Annotated in this window: 16 protein-coding genes; 9 read left to right on the top strand and 7 right to left on the bottom strand. The window is 34.7% G+C overall.

Going from position 1 to position 18,437, the window contains the following annotated elements; translation table 11 throughout:
- Positions 1 to 66 precede the first annotated feature (66 nt).
- From ACQY44_RS06830 to ACQY44_RS06820, 3 genes are all read right to left on the bottom strand, one after another.
- Positions 67 to 792 carry a siderophore-interacting protein gene (locus ACQY44_RS06830; protein WP_428229659.1) on the bottom strand — a complete coding sequence of 242 codons (726 nt, stop codon included), beginning with the start codon at positions 790 to 792 and terminating at the stop codon, positions 67 to 69.
- Between the two features lie 79 nt (positions 793 to 871).
- On the bottom strand, positions 872 to 1,720 hold the full coding sequence (locus ACQY44_RS06825) for an AraC family transcriptional regulator (RefSeq protein ID WP_428229658.1): 849 nt from the start codon (positions 1,718 to 1,720) through the stop codon (positions 872 to 874).
- Positions 1,721 to 1,901: 181 nt separating this feature from the next.
- Positions 1,902 to 3,764, bottom strand: coding sequence for a TonB-dependent receptor plug domain-containing protein (locus ACQY44_RS06820; protein ID WP_428229657.1), 1,863 nt, complete (start codon positions 3,762 to 3,764; stop codon positions 1,902 to 1,904).
- A 64-nt stretch (positions 3,765 to 3,828) separates the two neighbouring features.
- Between ACQY44_RS06820 and ACQY44_RS06815 the strand changes: the two genes are divergently transcribed.
- The 9 genes from ACQY44_RS06815 (at position 3,829) to ACQY44_RS06775 (ending at position 9,820) form a co-directional block, all read left to right on the top strand.
- Positions 3,829 to 5,313 (top strand): PLP-dependent aminotransferase family protein, encoded by a 1,485-nt coding sequence (locus ACQY44_RS06815; RefSeq protein WP_428229656.1) that lies wholly within the window; start codon positions 3,829 to 3,831, stop codon positions 5,311 to 5,313.
- Between the two features lie 54 nt (positions 5,314 to 5,367).
- Positions 5,368 to 5,931: a Crp/Fnr family transcriptional regulator gene (locus ACQY44_RS06810; RefSeq protein ID WP_428229655.1), complete on the top strand. Its 564-nt coding sequence runs from the start codon at positions 5,368 to 5,370 to the stop codon at positions 5,929 to 5,931.
- A gap of 66 nt (positions 5,932 to 5,997) precedes the next feature.
- On the top strand, positions 5,998 to 6,324 hold the full coding sequence (locus ACQY44_RS06805) for a DMT family transporter (protein ID WP_428229654.1): 327 nt from the start codon (positions 5,998 to 6,000) through the stop codon (positions 6,322 to 6,324).
- A gap of 285 nt (positions 6,325 to 6,609) precedes the next feature.
- Positions 6,610 to 6,999, top strand: coding sequence for a hypothetical protein (locus tag ACQY44_RS06800; RefSeq protein WP_428229653.1), 390 nt, complete (start codon positions 6,610 to 6,612; stop codon positions 6,997 to 6,999).
- Between the two features lie 49 nt (positions 7,000 to 7,048).
- Entirely contained in the window at positions 7,049 to 7,249 is a 201-nt protein-coding gene (locus ACQY44_RS06795; RefSeq protein ID WP_428229652.1) for a hypothetical protein, read from the top strand.
- 195 nt (positions 7,250 to 7,444) lie between these two features.
- Complete coding sequence (locus ACQY44_RS06790) at positions 7,445 to 8,008, top strand: DUF6642 family protein (RefSeq protein WP_428229651.1); 564 nt, start codon at positions 7,445 to 7,447, stop codon at positions 8,006 to 8,008.
- A 3-nt stretch (positions 8,009 to 8,011) separates the two neighbouring features.
- Positions 8,012 to 8,932: a helix-turn-helix domain-containing protein gene (locus ACQY44_RS06785; protein ID WP_428229650.1), complete on the top strand. Its 921-nt coding sequence runs from the start codon at positions 8,012 to 8,014 to the stop codon at positions 8,930 to 8,932.
- A 70-nt stretch (positions 8,933 to 9,002) separates the two neighbouring features.
- Positions 9,003 to 9,203, top strand: coding sequence for a hypothetical protein (locus ACQY44_RS06780; protein WP_428229649.1), 201 nt, complete (start codon positions 9,003 to 9,005; stop codon positions 9,201 to 9,203).
- 44 nt (positions 9,204 to 9,247) lie between these two features.
- Positions 9,248 to 9,820: a pentapeptide repeat-containing protein gene (locus ACQY44_RS06775; protein ID WP_428229648.1), complete on the top strand. Its 573-nt coding sequence runs from the start codon at positions 9,248 to 9,250 to the stop codon at positions 9,818 to 9,820.
- Between the two features lie 128 nt (positions 9,821 to 9,948).
- On the opposite strand, the gene ACQY44_RS06770 is transcribed toward ACQY44_RS06775, so the two are convergent.
- The 4 genes from ACQY44_RS06770 to ACQY44_RS06755 form a co-directional block, all read right to left on the bottom strand.
- Positions 9,949 to 11,520, bottom strand: coding sequence for a DUF4957 domain-containing protein (locus tag ACQY44_RS06770; RefSeq protein ID WP_428229647.1), 1,572 nt, complete (start codon positions 11,518 to 11,520; stop codon positions 9,949 to 9,951).
- 31 nt (positions 11,521 to 11,551) lie between these two features.
- Positions 11,552 to 13,354 (bottom strand): RagB/SusD family nutrient uptake outer membrane protein, encoded by a 1,803-nt coding sequence (locus ACQY44_RS06765; protein ID WP_428229646.1) that lies wholly within the window; start codon positions 13,352 to 13,354, stop codon positions 11,552 to 11,554.
- 17 nt (positions 13,355 to 13,371) lie between these two features.
- On the bottom strand, positions 13,372 to 16,614 hold the full coding sequence (locus ACQY44_RS06760; protein ID WP_428229645.1) for a SusC/RagA family TonB-linked outer membrane protein: 3,243 nt from the start codon (positions 16,612 to 16,614) through the stop codon (positions 13,372 to 13,374).
- A gap of 652 nt (positions 16,615 to 17,266) precedes the next feature.
- Positions 17,267 to 18,433 carry an MFS transporter gene (locus ACQY44_RS06755; protein WP_428229644.1) on the bottom strand — a complete coding sequence of 389 codons (1,167 nt, stop codon included), beginning with the start codon at positions 18,431 to 18,433 and terminating at the stop codon, positions 17,267 to 17,269.
- Between the last annotated feature and the right edge of the window lie 4 nt (positions 18,434 to 18,437).

The raw sequence follows: 18,437 nt of genomic DNA, 5'->3' as shown, positions 1-18,437 counted from the left end.
GTTTCTATGTGTTTAATTTTTTTAAGACCGAAACGAAGTAATCACCCCAAACCAGTTAATAACAAACTAAAGTCCGATTTTTCCTTCTGCCCAATACGACTGCGTATAGATTTTTTTATTCAGAACACCTTTTTCTTTTAGTACTTTTCTAAAGGCCTGAATGGATTTTGCATTTCCCATTAAATAAAATTGTCCATGTTGCCATAAATCCCAAATTTTAGCATCTAATTTATTCAGTATTTCTATTGCTAATTCGGCTTTGATGTTTGTCTTTTGCACGATATCCACTTCAAGCCCTAACATCTTTGGGACTTCAATAGCACCTGCATCTAATTCTAAGATGCCTAAGTAATTATTTTCATTAGCATTAATTTCATCTTTAAAACTTTTAAAGACACTGATACAAGTTTCATCTCCATAAAAAAAATGGTACTTTTCTTCTTTTTTAAAAAACTCAAAACCCCGGGGTAAACCCACTGTTATCTGATCATTGGGTTTTAGGTTTTCAATAAAATAACTTCCGGGACCATTTTTATGAATATGAAAAATGACTTCAAACCATCCTTCTTCTCTATTCCATTTACTGGGCGTGTAATTGCGATAATTTGTGTCATCTATTCTAATGACTATGGCTTGTCCTGTTTTAAAATTGATATGCGGAAAATGACCTTTGAATTGGATCATTTTTACATTTTCGCTGAGCATTTTAGTAGCGGCAACATTTACCTTGCAAATCTTGCTGGTAAATGCCCGTTCCATAAAATCTCCAATAATCCTGGGCATCGAATTCATAATGATTGTTTTAATTTTCAATACAAAATTGAAGCTAAAACAAGAAGGATAAATTGAAGAAGAAATAGGAATGATTGGACTATTCACGGAATTTTAACCGGAAGGCTAAAGGAGTTTCATCTGTTATTTTTTTAAACAATCTGGAGAAATACGTATGATCTTCAAATCCCAACATAAAAGCAATTTCCTTGACATCATATGCGGTATAATACAATAATCGTTGTGCTTCTAAAATCATTGCGTTCTGAAGCCAATACGTTACCGATTTTCCTGTCGCGACATTCACACAATAGTTTAAATGCGAAGTGGTGACATTTAATTTTTTAGCAAAAAAAGAAGGACTTTCTAAAAAAGTATTATCAGAAATTAATGTTTTAAAATTAGAATAAATCTGTACCGATTGATTTTTAAGTTCCGTTGTTGACTTATTTGATTCTGAATAAATATTTACAAAACGGTAGACCAAAGCACTAAAAAGACCATTGACAATAGGTGTTTTATTTGAAGTACTATTTTCAAAAGAACGGTGTAATAATGACACGGTTTCTAAAATGTCTTTCTTCTGAAATTTATCTATTTTACTGACCTGATCCGCGATTTTCAGGTTCTGAAAAATGGCAGCACAATTATTTGGAATTAAAAACGGGGCTACACTAATGTAATATCCGCCAGCATCCGGCGAAATAAATTGTGGCGAATGAACCTGAAATGGCTTAATAACAACAATACTTGGGGTGCCTATTTTTACATCAACCATATCACATTTCATGATGACTTTTCCTTTTGTGAGTACAAAAAAGTTATAAAAATCATCCCGATGTGTTCCTAATTTATTTATAACAGCAGAATCTTTCCCCAATACAGCTAATTCAGCGATATAAATACCTCCGACTGCTTCTGATCTCTGGTTGTAAATGGGAATTTTCAAGTTGGATTCTTTTTAGAATTATAAGTACTGCATAAACGTCATGACTGATGAGGTTATACAAACTTAGAAAATTAATTCTAAAATGATTTTCAATATTTTAGAATGTGTCTGTAAATATAAACGCCTTTAATCATAAACTGATTAAAGGCGTTTTTATGCTTGATTACAAATAAGAGATTTTTTAAAAAGTCACCAATTTCACTCCTAAACTAAACCATCTCGAAGGAAGAGGAACTGCTCCAACTTCATAATATGTTGTATTGAAAATATTTTGGGCATCAACATAAACGGTTACTTTTTTGATCGCCTGACTTACCCTAAAGTCATTTACCCAATATGATGGTCCTGTCACTCTCTGACTGAAACGAGTTGCAAATAAAGCCGTAAAATTTTTATGCTGAAAATCTATTGTATTGGTGATTTGATGTTCTAATGACGAAACCAGATACTTAGAATACACTACCGGGATAACATCCTGAAATTTGAAATCTAAATACGAATACGCCAGATTGATATTTAACCTGGAATTTCCGGAAAAGTGAGCACTATAATTGGTGCGTAAATTAAAACCGTTTGTATTCAGGTTTCCGTAGTTGTTACTTTGATAAGGTTCAGTGGTAACATTTCTTGTCCAGTCTATAAAATTGTTAATTTTTCTATAGAAATAATTAGCATTAAAAGTAAAATCGCGTTTGATGTATTTGAATCCCACTTCACTCTGAAAAGCATTTTCGGTTTCCAGATTAGGATTTCCGATATTTCCGGGGCGCTGGTTGAGATATAAATCCGTAAACGAAGGAATACGCTGACTTGTTCCGATATTCCCGATGATCTTAAAAGCATTTGTTATCGCATAACTGGCATCAAGCCCCGGATAAACCTGCCATTTATAATCTGAATTATAATTTAGGTAAGCTCCCAAATTCACATCTAGTTTTTCAATAAAAGTTGTTCTGTATTGCAGGTAAATACCGTAATTATCACGATTGTGCTGCCCAATATTAGACGAACTAATGTCTTCGCTTCTTGCTTCTGCGCCAAAACCCAATTCACCATTTTCCATCTTATACGATGAGTTAACTTCTGCTGCAAACGAATTGGTATAATGCTGACTTCTTCCTGCGTTTAGGTTCGCAATTCCGTAATAACGATAATCATCATAATTGTATCGGTAAGTCAATCTTGGCATCAATGTCCATTTTTCAGATAACTGATGTTTAGATTGAACCGATGCAAATGTAGTCTGAACGACCTCACTTGAGTTTTTATCTCCCGGCGCAGCATAAAATCCGTTAGCACCAAAGCCATTATTGACATAACCAAACGAACTTAAAATTTCATTTTTATCGTTGAGTTGGTAATTACCCTGATAGAATATTTTATTATTTTCGAAAGCGGTATTATATCGGTATCCATTGCTTTTATCGTGAGAGGCAAAAAGCGAATGCTGCTGTTTCTCTTTGCTTAAAACCCCTCCAACCTGAATTCCGGTACCGTAAAATGTATCTCCTGTATCTTGTGTATCTTTTTCGAAATTCGAACCTGCATAAGAATTTACCATAAAACCAGATTTTGTTGGCTTTTTAGTTATTATGTTGATCGCTCCTGTAAGGCTATTAATCCCGTAAGTAAGGGCAGCCGGACCACGAATAATTTCGATTCTCTCGATCACCTCAACCGGAATAGGCAGGTTCAGCATATTATGTGCCGTTTGAGAGTCAATTATTTTAGTTCCGTTTACGAGAACGACAGTTTGCTCGAAACTTCCGCCATCGACACTTACGTCTGCCTGACTTCCAAAAGGTCCTCTCTGTCTTAGATCGACACCATTGGCATATTGCAAAATTTCCTGAACAGATCGTCCCGGCAGTTTTGCAATTGTTGCTTTATCAATTACATATACGTTTCTGTTTTTCTTGGATATTGGCGTACTAAACCTGTTTTCATGAATGATTACTTCATCAATATTAATGGTATCTTTTTGCACCTGAGCTTGTAAACTAACACTAAAAAGAGTCAGTGCAGCAAAATAAAGTTTTGTCATTTGTTTTATTTTTTTGCAAAAGTAGTATCTTGCCGTACTACTAATGTGTACCAGTTTTATAAAAATGGATAGTCCGGTTCAAATTCCTTTCAAAAGTTTCATTCAGCTTAAGCCTGAAGAAGCTACTGCTTTATACCTGCAAATCGTTTTTGAATTCATTAAGGCAATTCAAATTGGTTTACTTCCCGAGGGTACAAAACTTCCGGGAACCCGCATATTATGCAAGCTTTTATCTGTTAACAGAAACACACTGATCAAAGCCTTTCAGGATTTAGAACTACAAGGATGGATTGAAATCCTCCCCAATAAAGGCACATTTATTCTCTCTGAGAAACAATTAAAAAACAAAGCTGAATTTACTTCACCAGAAAGCAAAAATTCATCAAAAGCCACCACTGGTTTTACTTTTAAACATTCTACAATTCTTGAGAACCCAAAAGAAACAAGCGATCTCCCCTATCAATTCAATGATGGTTTACCGGATTTACGACTGGTTCAGACAGATGTCCTGGCAAGGCTGTATGTTTCTAAACTAAAAAAGCAAAAGAGCACGAGAACCCGTGAACAAATTCAGGCAGAATCTCATCTGAATTTTAAAACCCAGTTTTCTAATTTTTTAAATCTGACACGGGGCATTCGTATTTCAACATCAAATTTGCTCACCACAAGCAGTCATGAAATTAGTTTGTATCTGGTTACAAAATTATTAATTTCACCAGGTGATAAAGTTGTGGTAGCTTCTCCGGGTTACTATATCTCTAATATGACGTTGTCTGATAGCGGGGCGCAAATTATCACAATACCGGTTGACAAAGACGGCATCAATACAGAACATCTAAAACAAATTTGCGAAGAACACCAGATCAGGATCTTGTACCTAACGTCAAATTATCATTATCCAACAACAACTTCGCTCAGCGCCAAAAGGAGAATGGAAGTTTTGGAATTGGCCAATCGCTACGGTTTTGTCATTATAGAAGATGATTACGATTTTGACTTTCATTACGATAATAATCCGGTATTGCCTCTCGCTGCTTTAGATTCAAACGAAAGGGTTGTTTATATTGGATCCTTCGGAAGGTCATTGCCGGCAGGTTTTGGTTATGGCTTTATTGCTGCTCCGTCAGCGTTTATTAAAGAATTAGAAAAGCATCAAAATATTCTTGAACCCGGAATAGATGTCATCAAGGAACAGGTTTTAACCGAATGGATCAGGGAAGGTGAAGTACATCGCCTTTCGAAAAAAAACAAAAAAATATATAAAGAACGCAGGGATTATTTTGTTTTATTACTAAATGAAAAGTTAAGCGGAAAGATTAAGTTTAAGGTTCCGTTGCGGGGTTTGGCGATTTGGGTCGAATGGCTGGATCATTTTAATTTGATAAAGCTACAGAAACAATGTGCTGCCAATGGATTATTTTTACCCAAGACCATTTTATATCAAACCAGAGATCTTACCGCTACCCGATTAGGTTTTGGACATTTAGACGAAACAGAAATGGAAAATGCAATAGCAATTTTACGCCAATCTCTTGAAGCTATACTTTAAAATCAATCGCAGTTATTACTTTCTAAAAAATAAAACATTTTAATACAATAGTATATGGAAATAGAACAAATCCTGGATCAGATATACCCCTTACCGGAAACTTCAAAATGGAAACTTCAAAGTTGTGTGACCGAAGTAAAGTATCCTAAAGGGCATATTTTATTGAGAGCTGACAAAATTGAAACCACTATTTATTTTATTCGAAAAGGTATTGCAAGAGCTTACTCTAATCGGGATGGTAACGAGGTTACTTTCTGGTTTGGCAAAGAAGGAGATACCGTTTTGTCTATGAAAAGTTATGTTGTCAACCAAAAAGGATATGAAGATATCGAGCTTCTGGAAGACTGTGAATTGTTTGAATTGAAATCTGAAAAGCTACAACAGCTCTTTCAGGAAGATATACATATTGCCAATTGGGGAAGAAAGTTTGCCGAAAAAGAACTGGTAAAAACAGAAGAGCGACTTATCTCACGCCAATTTCGAACGGCTACAGAACGCTATACAGAACTTCTCACTGATTACCCACATCTAATTCAGCGCGTTCAATTAGGACATATCGCTTCGTATTTAGGCATTTCTCAAGTGAGCCTGAGCCGAATTCGTGCCGATATCAAATAATCTCATTTTTTAACAAATGTAAAATTCGCGACCAATTCCTTTTTTAACCTTTGCACAAAAAAAGATATGAACTGGATTATTTTGATTATTGCGGGCTTATTTGAAGTAACTTTTACTTTGTGTTTAGGAAAAGCCAAAGAAACTACCGGAACCGAAATGTATATATGGTATACTGGTTTTCTTCTCTCTTTAGTTATTAGTATGGGACTTTTAATGAAAGCGACACAAACTTTGCCTCTCGGAACAGCTTATGCCGTTTGGACAGGGATTGGTGCTGTTGGGACTGTTATAATTGGAATTTTAGTATTTAAAGACCCAACGAACTTCTGGCGCCTCTTTTTTATTGCCACTCTTATTGGTTCTATTATTGGTCTGAAAGCAGTATCACACTAATAAAATCTTCAAATAAAATATAAATATAAATATACTTACTGGAAAATCGTTTACAAGTGAGCGGATTAGTAGTAACTAGTCCGCTTTTTTTTAGGTTTAAAACTTAGGTCATATCCTAAAAATCAGGTATTTCTACGTAGTGCCAGAAATGTTAAAAAAGCGATTTTTGTTTGCAAATGTGAGAAACCGTAAGTTATTCTCATTAAACGATTATAAATTAGCAAGACATTTAAGTCAAAAATCATAAAAAACAATTCATTTTACATTTTAACCTGAAAAAAAACTATGAAAAATCTTTGGTGCTGGCGTTGCAAAATGGAAGTTCCCATGCTTGATGAAGAAGAATATAAGGTTGCATCTCAACTGTATCGGGATGGTTTTGAAAAGGGAAAATGTAATATGACAAGAAAGAAACGTTTCAAGGACCTATTGGATTATTACAAAGATTTAACAGGATTTGAAACCACTAATCCCAACGCTATCATGTACCATAGAATTGCTTTGTATGGTCCTGTGTGCGAAAATTGCGCTAAACCTTATAGAACTCCTAAAGCATCTTTTTGTGCTGCTTGCGGACATAAAAGAGAAGCCACCCTAGTGAGCCATATTGAAACTTCAGAAAAAGCAGCAATAAAATGGTGGCAGAAATTATTGGTTTTGAACAGAGCGGATTAATTTTTTTAATCTCATAAACAATTTTTATTTAAATTTATAAAAATCTAAAATGATGAGAATAAACTATAAAATTCAATTTACCTTATTTACGATTTGTATTTTCTTTATTGGCTTGGGTATATTCGAAATATCAAATGAAGGATTAAAAACAGGAACTGATCTTTTCTGGCAAATCTCTGCTTTTATTCCATTTGTACTTTCTGCAATTGTATTTGGAATTAACTTATATTCGAGACGAATAAAGAATTAAGCAATCTTTATCTTATAAATCTGCTTTTAGAAAAACTAAAAGTGGATTTCTTTATTTTACTACAATACTTTATTTATTTCTTCAATGTCAAAAATGCGTTAAAAAACTTTCCGGATAGCAGTTTTTCCACAATAAAAAATACTTTTGTGAGAAAGGAAAAACAAAGACTTATCAGTAACCCGAAAACATAATGGTATGGATTACGAAAAATTCATCTTCTGCCTCGAAGGTGTTCCGGACGTAGACAATGACACGGCAACTCTTGCGGTAAAGAACTTAGAAGAAATTGCTATTGATCAGGGCATTGCCAGCATTTATAAAACCTGCGATACGATTGAAGGGCTCGAAGAAAGTTTAAATGTACTACTTTATGAAGATCATAATTTTAAGGATTATGAAATCATTTATCTGGTAATGCCAGGTGAAGCCAATAATATATGTCTTCACGATTATTATTACAGCCTGGAAGAAATAGCAGAACTTTTTGAAGGAAAGATGAAAGGAAAAATCATTCATTTTGCCAACTTAAAAGTTCTGGATTTAAATGATGATGAAGCGCAATATTTTTTAGACATAACCGGTGCACGTGCTATTTCAGGTTATGGATCAACTTATAATAAGATCGCAAGTTCCAGCACTATCGATAAAGCTTTTTTTAGTCTTTATCAGGACAATGATGACATTACTGAAGTGGTAGAAGAATTGTATCAAAAACATTATGCTTTATGTAAACTACTTGATTTTAGATTGTATTATTAAAACATGAAAAGCAAAACAGTCGAAAAGATAAAAACGTATGAGGCAAAAGGTTTTCGGGAGAAATTTTTGGGAGAGGACAATCCTGTACATCTGCTTTTTAAATCAAATTCAGATCACTTTTTTTGTTTACAAATGAACGAAATAATGGGTTTACAGCATCCTGTTCCACCTTCTAAACACAGCTGTCATACACTACTTTTTATTGCATCCGGCAGTCATACAATGAAAGTAGGCTACCAGGAATATCAAACTGTTTCTAATGAAATTATTGTGGTACCGGCGGGTCAGGTTTTTTCCATAAAAAATATTAACAGCTCACATACCGGTTATGTGTGTCAATTTCATCCTGATATTTTAATTGGTAAATATGCTAATCGTGAAATATTAAATGATTTTGATTTTTTAAAAATATCCGGAAATCCAAAAGTGAGTTTATCAGCTCAAGATGCTGCATCCATTATTGCAATATTAAATCGGCTGCAAACAGAATATTCAGAAACTGAAACTGCGAATCTAAATATTGTACAAGCCTATCTAATTGCCTTGTTTTATGAGATGAATAAAAATACGGTAAAAGCTTCTAAAAATCTGTCGGCAGCAGAAATTCTTACCAGTAAATTCAGAGAATTAATTCATCAAAATATCAAAACCTATCATCAGGTTAATTATTATGCCTCTTTACTCAATGTGACACCCAATCATTTAAACAAATCTGTTAAATCTGTCACGAACAAAACAGCGGTCTCATGGATTGACGAAACCATTTTACTAGAAGCTAAATATTTACTCTTTCAAACTTCCCTTTCTATAAGTGAAATTGCCATGCAGGTGGGTCATGAAGATCATTCTTACTTTAGTCGTTTTTTCAAAAAAAACGAAGGTATGACGCCTATTCAATATCGGAAAATGATTGATAAGTCCTAATTATTGCTTGCAAAATCCTATCAACTCAAAAAGCATTTATTGAAATTTGCGCAGTAAAAAAAAGCAAATTATGATTTATGTTTTTAAAACCTCAGTTGACTCAAAATCGAAATTAGAGTACGCAAATGCATTGCTTTATGAATTGCTTCCTAATTCTTTATGGAATTTTGATCTTGAAGATTGTGATAACATCTTAAGAATCGAAAGCGAAGCCGACATAAATGAAATGTTGCTCAAAAACGAAATTTTCGATTGTATCGAATTAGAATAAATTGCCTTTCCTAAAACTCTTTTCCAAAACCTCAACATACGACTATGGAAGCTGCATTGCATCAAAACAAAACATTTGACACTATTGATTATTCCGATCAAAAACTATCGGCTAACGAGTTCGTAAACTGTGAATTTATCCACTGTAACTTCGCAAAAAGCGATTTCAGTGCTATCGATTTTTTAGATTGCACTTTTAAAAATTGCAATCTTTCGCTTTCTGTTCTAAAAAATACAGGATTAAAAAACATCCAATTTATAGGCTGCAAGTTAATGGGACTTGACTTCAGCTCCAGCAATAGTTTTTTATTTTCGATGTCTTTTCAGGATTGTCTTTTGGATTATTCGACTTTTATTTACAAGAAAGTAAAGAAAACAAACTTCATCGATTGTTCGCTAAAAGATGTAGATTTCTCGAATACGGATTTATCCCACTCGATTTTTAAAAATTGTGACCTGGCCAATGCTACTTTTCAGGATTGTATTTTGGAGAAAACGGATTTCCGCTCTTCCAGAAATTATGCTTTTGATCCCTCTGAAAATAAAATCAAAAAAACTAAAGTATCCCATGCTGCACTTGCGGGATTGCTGGAAAAATTTGATTTGGATATTGAGTAGGTTAGAAAAGTTTTCAGTCGCAGATTTCTGCTAAAATTTAAAAGTTTTTTTATTTACTTGATTTTAAAACAAAAGGGATATAGTTTATAAAAACTACATCCCTTTTTCAATTAAAACTTATCAATGAACTATTTTATCCAACGGGGATCTCCAATTGCATTATCTTTTAAATTTTGGTTACCAATTGTAAAATTACCTCCTGCAGCGTTTGCAAACTGTGGATCTAATGTTGTAAATGTTGTAGATTTATCAACTGTTATTGCTGCTGCTCCCACTGTATATAATAAACTTGCGTTAAAATAATTATTAGCCGTAAATGTTGGTGGAGTTGTAGGTGTTGTTGTTCCATTTTGGTTCGAATAAATTGCTGTTGTTCCTGCAATTATTGTATTTCTTACAGTAGAAGTATTTGATCCAAATCGAAGATATAAAATCCTTTTTGCTGCTACGGTATTTGAAACATTATATAAAGTACTTCTGTCAATTAATACATTTGTTGATAATCCTGTACCTGTTAATCCTGCATTATCGACACGAATAAATTCACGTCCGATTGAACAAGAATCAAATGTACTATTTTTCAACACCACACTTGCTACATACGTATTTCTGAAATCTATAAATTCAGCTTGCAGGTTAGTACTTACATTTTTCACTATGCTATTATCTACCGTAAATGAAGCTACTTTTGCTGCATTAACACTTCCATAAATTAAAGCTCGCAAATAATCATGAATATTACAACCACTAATTAATATGTCTCCATAAGTAGCACCAGCAGCATTTATTGTAATAAAGCTGAAATCTCCAACTCCTGTTCCGTCTAAATCTAAATCAATTAATGAAAAATTAGTCGTGCCTGCATTCAATGTAAATTTGACATGTAGCTTAGGTTTATCGGCAGGACGTAATCCTCTTATTGTAATTGGTTTACTCAAAACTATATCACCTGTGAACACAGTATAATCTCCAGGCATCATAACTAATATTGAACCTGATGGAGCTGCAGTAATTACAGCATTTAAATCATCTGTTGGCTTAACTAGAATACCGGTTCCAATATCAATTCCGGTAGTAAATGTAACTACACCCCTTTTCTTAACTCCATTTAGTAAAGTAGCTGTATAAGCTGTTTCACCTGTAAGTCCTGTTATAGTTGCAACGCCTGCTGCTTTTTCTGCTACTGTTATCGTATGAACTATATCGCCCGGAGCAACGTTAATTTGCGTTACTGCGCTATTTGGAGTCCATCTTAGAACAACTTGTTTTGAATCAATATCTGCAACCTGAACAGGAAAGAAAATCTGTTCCGTTAATGTTGTTGCAGTGATCACAGACCATTTAGAATCTGCTAATCCGTTTGTGATTGCCTTTACTCTTATGGAATAAGTAGTTTCCCCTTCAAGCTGAACTGTTAATGGCAATTGTGATGCGGTAACTTGTAGTGTTTTGTAGATCACTTTAAATTCCGGATCATCTGCGCTAAATTCTACTGTATAATGATCCGCTTCCGGGTTCACTGTCCAGTTAAGTTCAACAAACGTCTGGTTTTTTACTTTTGCCGTAAGTGCGATTGGAGAAAATTCTCTTGTATTTCCTATACCGTCTAACAATCCTTCATTATAACTTTCACAGCCTGAAACTGCAAATACAAGTACTAATGTGGCTATTAATCCTTTTAATATATGTTTTGTTTTCATCATCATAACTTTATTAATTTTTTCTAAGATTTTAATAACCGTAATCATTTTTCAATTGTCCATTACTTCCATCAAGAAATACTTGCCATATTGGCCAGAATTGTCTGTTATCAGGATTAACTCCTGGTTTGTACAATGAATTTATCTTAGCATCTGCCGCTGTTCCTGTCCACGTCCAGGTAGCAGATGAATATGTTACTCCCGGGTTTGTTGTCTCTCCTCTGTTTAATCCGTAGATATCAAGAGAGACATTATCTGCTTTAAGTTTGTAGTACAAAATTGTCGGTACATCTGCATATTCACCTGTTCGAGCTGATAAATTTGTCATTTTTTGTTTTGCCTGGTCTAATTTTACTTTCAGCAAATTCCAACGAATAAGCGCTTGTTTACGCTCCATCTCTCCGGTAAACTCAAATTTATTTTCTTCTACAAGAGCATTAAGCATCGCTTCCTTACTAGTTAAAGCATTTACATACGCATCTACCTTAATGGCTTGCACTGCAGCAGGGAATGCTCTTCTGCGAATTTCTTTTAAATAAGGCGCAGCAGCTCCAGGACCTTCTAATTCATTAGCTGTTTCAGCAGCAATCAAAAGTACCTCAGCATAGCGCATATACATTTTATTAACTCCATCATCATTGGTAGAAGTCACATAACGTTTCATCCACTCGTAACGGTATTTACCAAAATACCAGGTATCCAGTGTATTTAGCTCTTGTTTAGCAATATTATTAACTGCTGCACCATATTTATAAGGCACACAAGTAACATCTCTGCGGGCATCAGCCTGGTCATAGTCATAAAAAACAAATGGTAATGGACCTGCTACTCCACCACGGTTGGCTCCATTAGCCTGAAACTGATCACTAGCCGCCGTATGTTTTACCGCAAACGTAAACAACATTCTACCACGTCCATCAGCGAAAGGAAGCTCCCAAAGCGATTCTCCTCCGGCAGTAGTGTTTTCCTCATTGTATTTTCTCCATAGTCCTTCAAAAGTAGATTCTAAACGAGCAGCACCACTCTGAATCACTTCACGAGATTCTCTTAATGCCAATGCATACATACTACCCACTGAAAGGTCCGGATCAGCACTTCTTCTTACTCCATCAGGATATTGCTGATAACCACTTGCTACCAAAGCCAGACGTGCTCTAAATGCTTTTACGAAAGCTTTATTTACGTGTTCTACAGTACTTGTATAGGCAGTTTCATTAGGCCATGCCACCAATGTTGATGCTTCTCCTAAGTCTGCAATTAATTGTTTGTAGAGAACATCTCTACTTGATTTAGGCAAATATAAAGTTGCAGAAGTAATAGGTTCAAAACGAGCCGGAACATCTCCCCATGCTTTAATTAAATCAGCATAGTAAATAGCTCTCAATGTTAAAGCTTCTCCTAATAATTGCCCCATTTCTGTTCCTGGCAATGGATTTCCGTACTGACGTAAACCTTTAATACAAATGTTAGCACGTTCAATACCCGAGTACATCATTGAATAGGCATTATTCGTAGTATTCATCTCTGTATTACTTGGCTTTGTATCGTAAACACACAAATCTGACTTATCCCCTGCCGTTTGCGAAGTACCATACCATTCCACATCCGTATTTAAACCATAATAAGGCAAGAAGCGTCCTCTGTACGAGTTAGTCTCAGCAAATGGTACTTTTATTCCATCAATAGCTCCTTTTGCAAGTCCGGCTGTAGAGAAAATTACAGACGCATCTAATGTTGATTCTGCGGGTGCTTCTAAATAGTCATCTTCAAATTGCTGACAAGAACTGAATAAACCCGAAATTATCAATCCTGCTATTATTATTTTATGTTTCATTTTGTGATAATTTAAAATTAGAAATTAAGATTCATTCCAAAAACCATTTGTCTGCTTCTTGGATAAGGACTTGAATCAACCCCAGGTGTAAGTGGATTTTTTCTTCTCGTTGACACTTCCGGATCAGAACCTGAGTAGTTAGTCCAAACAAAAACATTGCTTGCTGTCAGATAAAATCTCAATTTAGAAACTCCAAGTTTAGAGGTAAACATCTGAGGGGCTGTATACCCTAATGTTAAAGTATTCAATCTTAAAAACGATGCATCCTCAATTGCCCAATCAGTAAGTATAGCACTTCTCATATATGGGGACCACATGGTAGTATTCGCGTTAAGAGCTGTTAACGCAGCAGGATCTGTTACTAACTGACCTGAAACAGGATCTAAATTCGTCCATCTCTGTCCGTCAGCCATAGTAGAATTTAAATTTTTGTACTTCCCTGAAGCAGTGGCTGTCGAAAATTCAACTTTATCAGCATTGTATATGTCATTTCCAATACTCCAGTTAAAAGCTGCCATTAAATCGAATCCATAAGCATTTCCGTTGATAACAAAACCACCATAACTTTTAGGATTAACATTACCAATAACTGTTTTGTCGTTTAGGTCTACTTTACCATCTCCATTTACATCTTTCAATTTCATATCTCCGGGTTTAAGAGCACTTCCATCCCCTACTAAAGTTGTAGCTGTAGGAATTACGCCTGCTTTTAAAACATATTTTCCTCCAACGTAATCAAAGTCCGAAACTTCGTATCTACCGTCATTTTTATAACCGTACATAGAACCCAGAGAAGAGCCAACCGAAATTAGATAATCATCCCCAATTTGTGAAGAAGCCCATCCTGTAGCCTGTCCAAAATTATTCATAACCCCTAATGAGTTAATATTATTTTTGTTTATTCCCATGTTGAATGAAAAACTCAATCCGTATTTGGCTTTGTCAATTGCAACAACATTTATAGTAGCTTCGAAACCTGTATTTTGTGTTTCACCCATATTACGATATTGATAATCGTATCCGGATCCAGGAACTAGAAAATTAATTAATAAATCACTGGTAACATTCTTATAGACATCAAAAGTACCGCTCAAGCGATTTTTGAAAAATCCAAAATCCAAACCAATATTTTGGGTAACTGTTGTTTCCCATTTCAAATCAGGATTAGGCATTGTTTTCGAAGGTGCCCAAACACTAGTAACCCCATTAATCCATGTTGTTGGTGTAGATTGAAAAATTTGAACTTGTTGCCCGACAGGTATATTATTATTTCCTGCCTCACCATAACTGGCTCTTACTTTTAGAAGATCTATCCAACTTTTCCCTTTAAGGAAATTCTCTTCCGAGATTTTCCATCCCGCTGCAAAAGCCGGAAAATATCCCCAACGATTCTGTTCTAAAAATTTACTTGATCCGTCTGCACGAAATGTAGCGGTTAATAAATAGCGATTTTTGTAATCATAATTGGCACGTCCGAAAAATGACAATAACTTGTCATCAGGGCTGTAATAATTATCTATTGCTTGTGGAGTTCCTTGTGTTGTTAATTTTTTTGCCTGGTTAAAATCAAAAAACTTAGGATATCCATGAATAGTAGACGTTACAGTATTTGAATTGTAGGTGATACTTTCTTCTCCCAGAAGAGCACTCAAATGATGATTTCCGCCCATTATTTTTTTGAAATCATAATTCAGCGTATTTGCATTTCGAAAACGTCTGTCTTTAGTATCTGTCATAATCATGGCAGGCATACCTTGTAATGGTCCTACCGGAGAATTAGCTACATAATAAGTAGTTAATCCGTAAAAACGATAATCTAAATTGCTAAAATTATCCAAACCTAAATCTACTTTTAATTTCAAATTATCTGCAAGCTCCCATCCAAAACTACCTAACATATTATAGTTCTTACGAAACTGTTGGCGATCATTATCAGAAACAGACGTTAAAGGATTTATCAATACATCTGAGCCATCTCCGGATGTATCATCTGAAGTTAATCCTGCTACCGGAAGCGGCGCATACCCCACAATCGTGCGCATACGTGAATCTGATGAAGATTTTTCATTTTGTTCATTTACACCCCCACCATCAATTTCAGTATCTGAATAACGCATGGTAAAAGCAACATCAATCTTATCATTTAGTTTACTTTTTAAAGCCAGGGCAAGGTTATTTCTTTTATAATTTGAACCTATCATAATGGCCTTTTCATCATAATGAGCATAATTGAAATTATAATTAAGCTTATCAGTACCACCTCTAATTCCTAAATCACGACTTTGCACTTCTCCTGTACGCCCGAAAATTTGTTTTTGCCAATCATCTCCTTTTAAACCTTTGTACAGATCATGATCCTGCCAATTTCCAAAATACTTAGTATAAGAAGACGGATCAGAAGCTACTTTTGTTCCTGATTGCGAAAGCAAAGCATATTCGTATTGCCATTTAGTATAATCTTCCGGCGACAAAACATCAATTTCATTGGCCATCTTTTTCATACCATAAAACATGTTGAAATTGACTGCCATTTTACCATCTTTTCCGCTTTTAGTGGTAATGATAATTACCCCATTTGCACCACGTGATCCGTATATTGCAGTTGAAGCAGCATCTTTTAAAACGGTCAGTGACTCAATATCAGATGACGAAATATCATTCATACTATTTATAGGAAATCCATCCACGATAATTAAAGGTGAAGCATCCTGAGTAAGAGAACCACCTCCGCGAACTCTAATTTTGATATCCGCATCCGGAGAACCTTCTGATGAAGTTACCTGTACACCTGCAATTCGGCCTGTTAACGCTTCTGCTACGTTTGCCACTGGCACTTTTTTCAAATCATTACCCGAAATCGTAGAGACAGCACCTGTTAAATCACTTTTTTTCACAGTACCGTATCCAACAACGACAACTTCATTTAGTGCATTTGAATCTTCCGTTAAAACAATATCGATTTTAGTTTTTCCTTCAGTGGCAGATTCTTTCGTTTTAAAGCCTATAAAAGAGAAAGTCAATATGGCTTTAGGATTGGAAAGCTTTATTTTATAGTGCCCGTCAAAATCTGTCGAAGTCCCATTTTTAGTTCCTTTTTCTAATATATTAACACCCGGTAATGTCAGTCCTGCAGCATCTTTTACGGTTCCTTCCAGTGTTACCGTCTGAGCATTCATTCGATGGCTCGTCAGCAGACACAATAAGAAAACAACTGCAAAGCAACAATTTGCTCCTTTGTTAAATAAATCTTTAAAATTCATGGTTGATTGTTTAAGTTATTAATTAGTTTATTGTTTTTAGTGGTTTTTAGTGGCCATTTTTAAGCTATGTCATTCAACTTTTTTGTAAGTATTAATCAAATTTCCCTTAACAGTAATGCCAGAAATTCATCTGTTTTTTTAGCAATGAAACAGCTATATTTTTCGAATAATAAAAAGTTGTAATCGATTACACAAACATAAATATTTTTTTGATATAAAAAATTAAAACTCATAAAAATTTCCTAAAAAAAATAAAATATCAAAAATAAAAGTGCTTTTTTATATGACATGTGTAATTTAAGTAGCATATAAATATTAAATATATTTTTAATATTTAAGAATTTGTTGCGATTTTCGAATAAAAACAATCGATTACACGAAAAGTAATGATCATATTATTAAGTGTTGTTTTAACATTTAATAACAGTATAAAACTTAAAATTTTATAAGACAAAGAGGAATATTTATATCTTCTGCAACAATCTTAAGAGACCAAATACCTATAGTAAACAGTACTATTCTTACGAATAAAAATTTCATTTATCTACAATTAAGAACTCTACATTGAAAACCCTCAAAATTGAACACAAAAAAGCCCTTAAACAAAATCGTTTAAGGGCTACCTCTTTTATAAAGAAATACTCGTTGTCTCTTAGGCACGCAGTAACTCTAAATTGCTTTTGTGCTTTTGCATCAAAATAAAGGTAATAATCATACCCAAAACAGCCATTACTACCCCTATAAGATTAGGTGAAGCATAACTATATCCTGCAGCCAATGGCAATCCGCCTAAAAAAGCGCCTAAAGCATTACCAATATTAAAACTTCCCTGAAGTGCAGCAGACGCTATCATCTCTGCACCTTTGGCCGTTTTTATCATCAACATTTGAATGGGTGCAATAACTGAAAAAGAAATGGCTCCTGTTAAAAATGTCAGGAACAATGAAACATACTGATTAAAAGAAAATAGGTAAACCAATATCAAATCAATTGACATCACGAATAATAATGCCAATACGGTTGGAGCCGGTGAATACTTATCTGCCAATTTACCTCCTAAAAAGTTTCCAACCACCATACCCAAACCAGCAAGAATCAAAATATACGAAACATCTTCTGCTGAAAATTTAGAAACATTAATTAGTAAAGGTGCGATATAACTAATCCAGGCAAATAACCCTCCAAATCCTATCGCTGTAATCCCGATGATTAACCAGGCTTCCGTCTTCTTAAAAAATTGCAATTGCGTTTTCATGTTCACGTCTTCGCTTTTCGCCAGTTTTGGCATCCATAAAGAGATAAACAAAAAGGTGAGTAAGCCTACGACAGCAATCAATATAAAAGTGTAACGCCATATAAAATGATGTCCTATATAAGTACCAATGGGTACGCCTATTAAATTCGCAAGTGTTAAACCTGAAAACATGATCGCAATAGCCTGCGCTTCTTTACCTTTATCAGCCAGGCGACTTGCTACTACTGCTCCAACTCCAAAAAAGGCGCCGTGTGGTAATCCGGACAGAAATCTTGAAGCGAATAAAAAATTGTAAGTAGGTGCAATAATCGAAAGCGCATTAAAAACGGTTAACATCAAAGCTAATATCAGAAGCATTTTTTTTGGAGCAAGATTTCTCCCTAAAATTACTAATAAAGGAGCTCCAATAACAACTCCAAGCGCGTAAGCAGAAATTAAATATCCGGCAACCGGAATCGAAACTTTCATATCTGAGGCAATATCCGGTAACAAACCCATCATCACAAACTCGGTTATACCGATCGTTAATCCTCCTAATGAGAGTGCAATAAGACTTTTTTTCATTTGT

Origin of the sequence: Flavobacterium sp. (genome assembly GCF_965277525.1) — a bacterium.
GTDB lineage: Bacteria > Bacteroidota > Bacteroidia > Flavobacteriales > Flavobacteriaceae > Flavobacterium.
The sequence above is the reverse complement of the archived record's forward strand: the minus strand, read 5'-3'. Positions and strand labels throughout refer to the sequence as shown.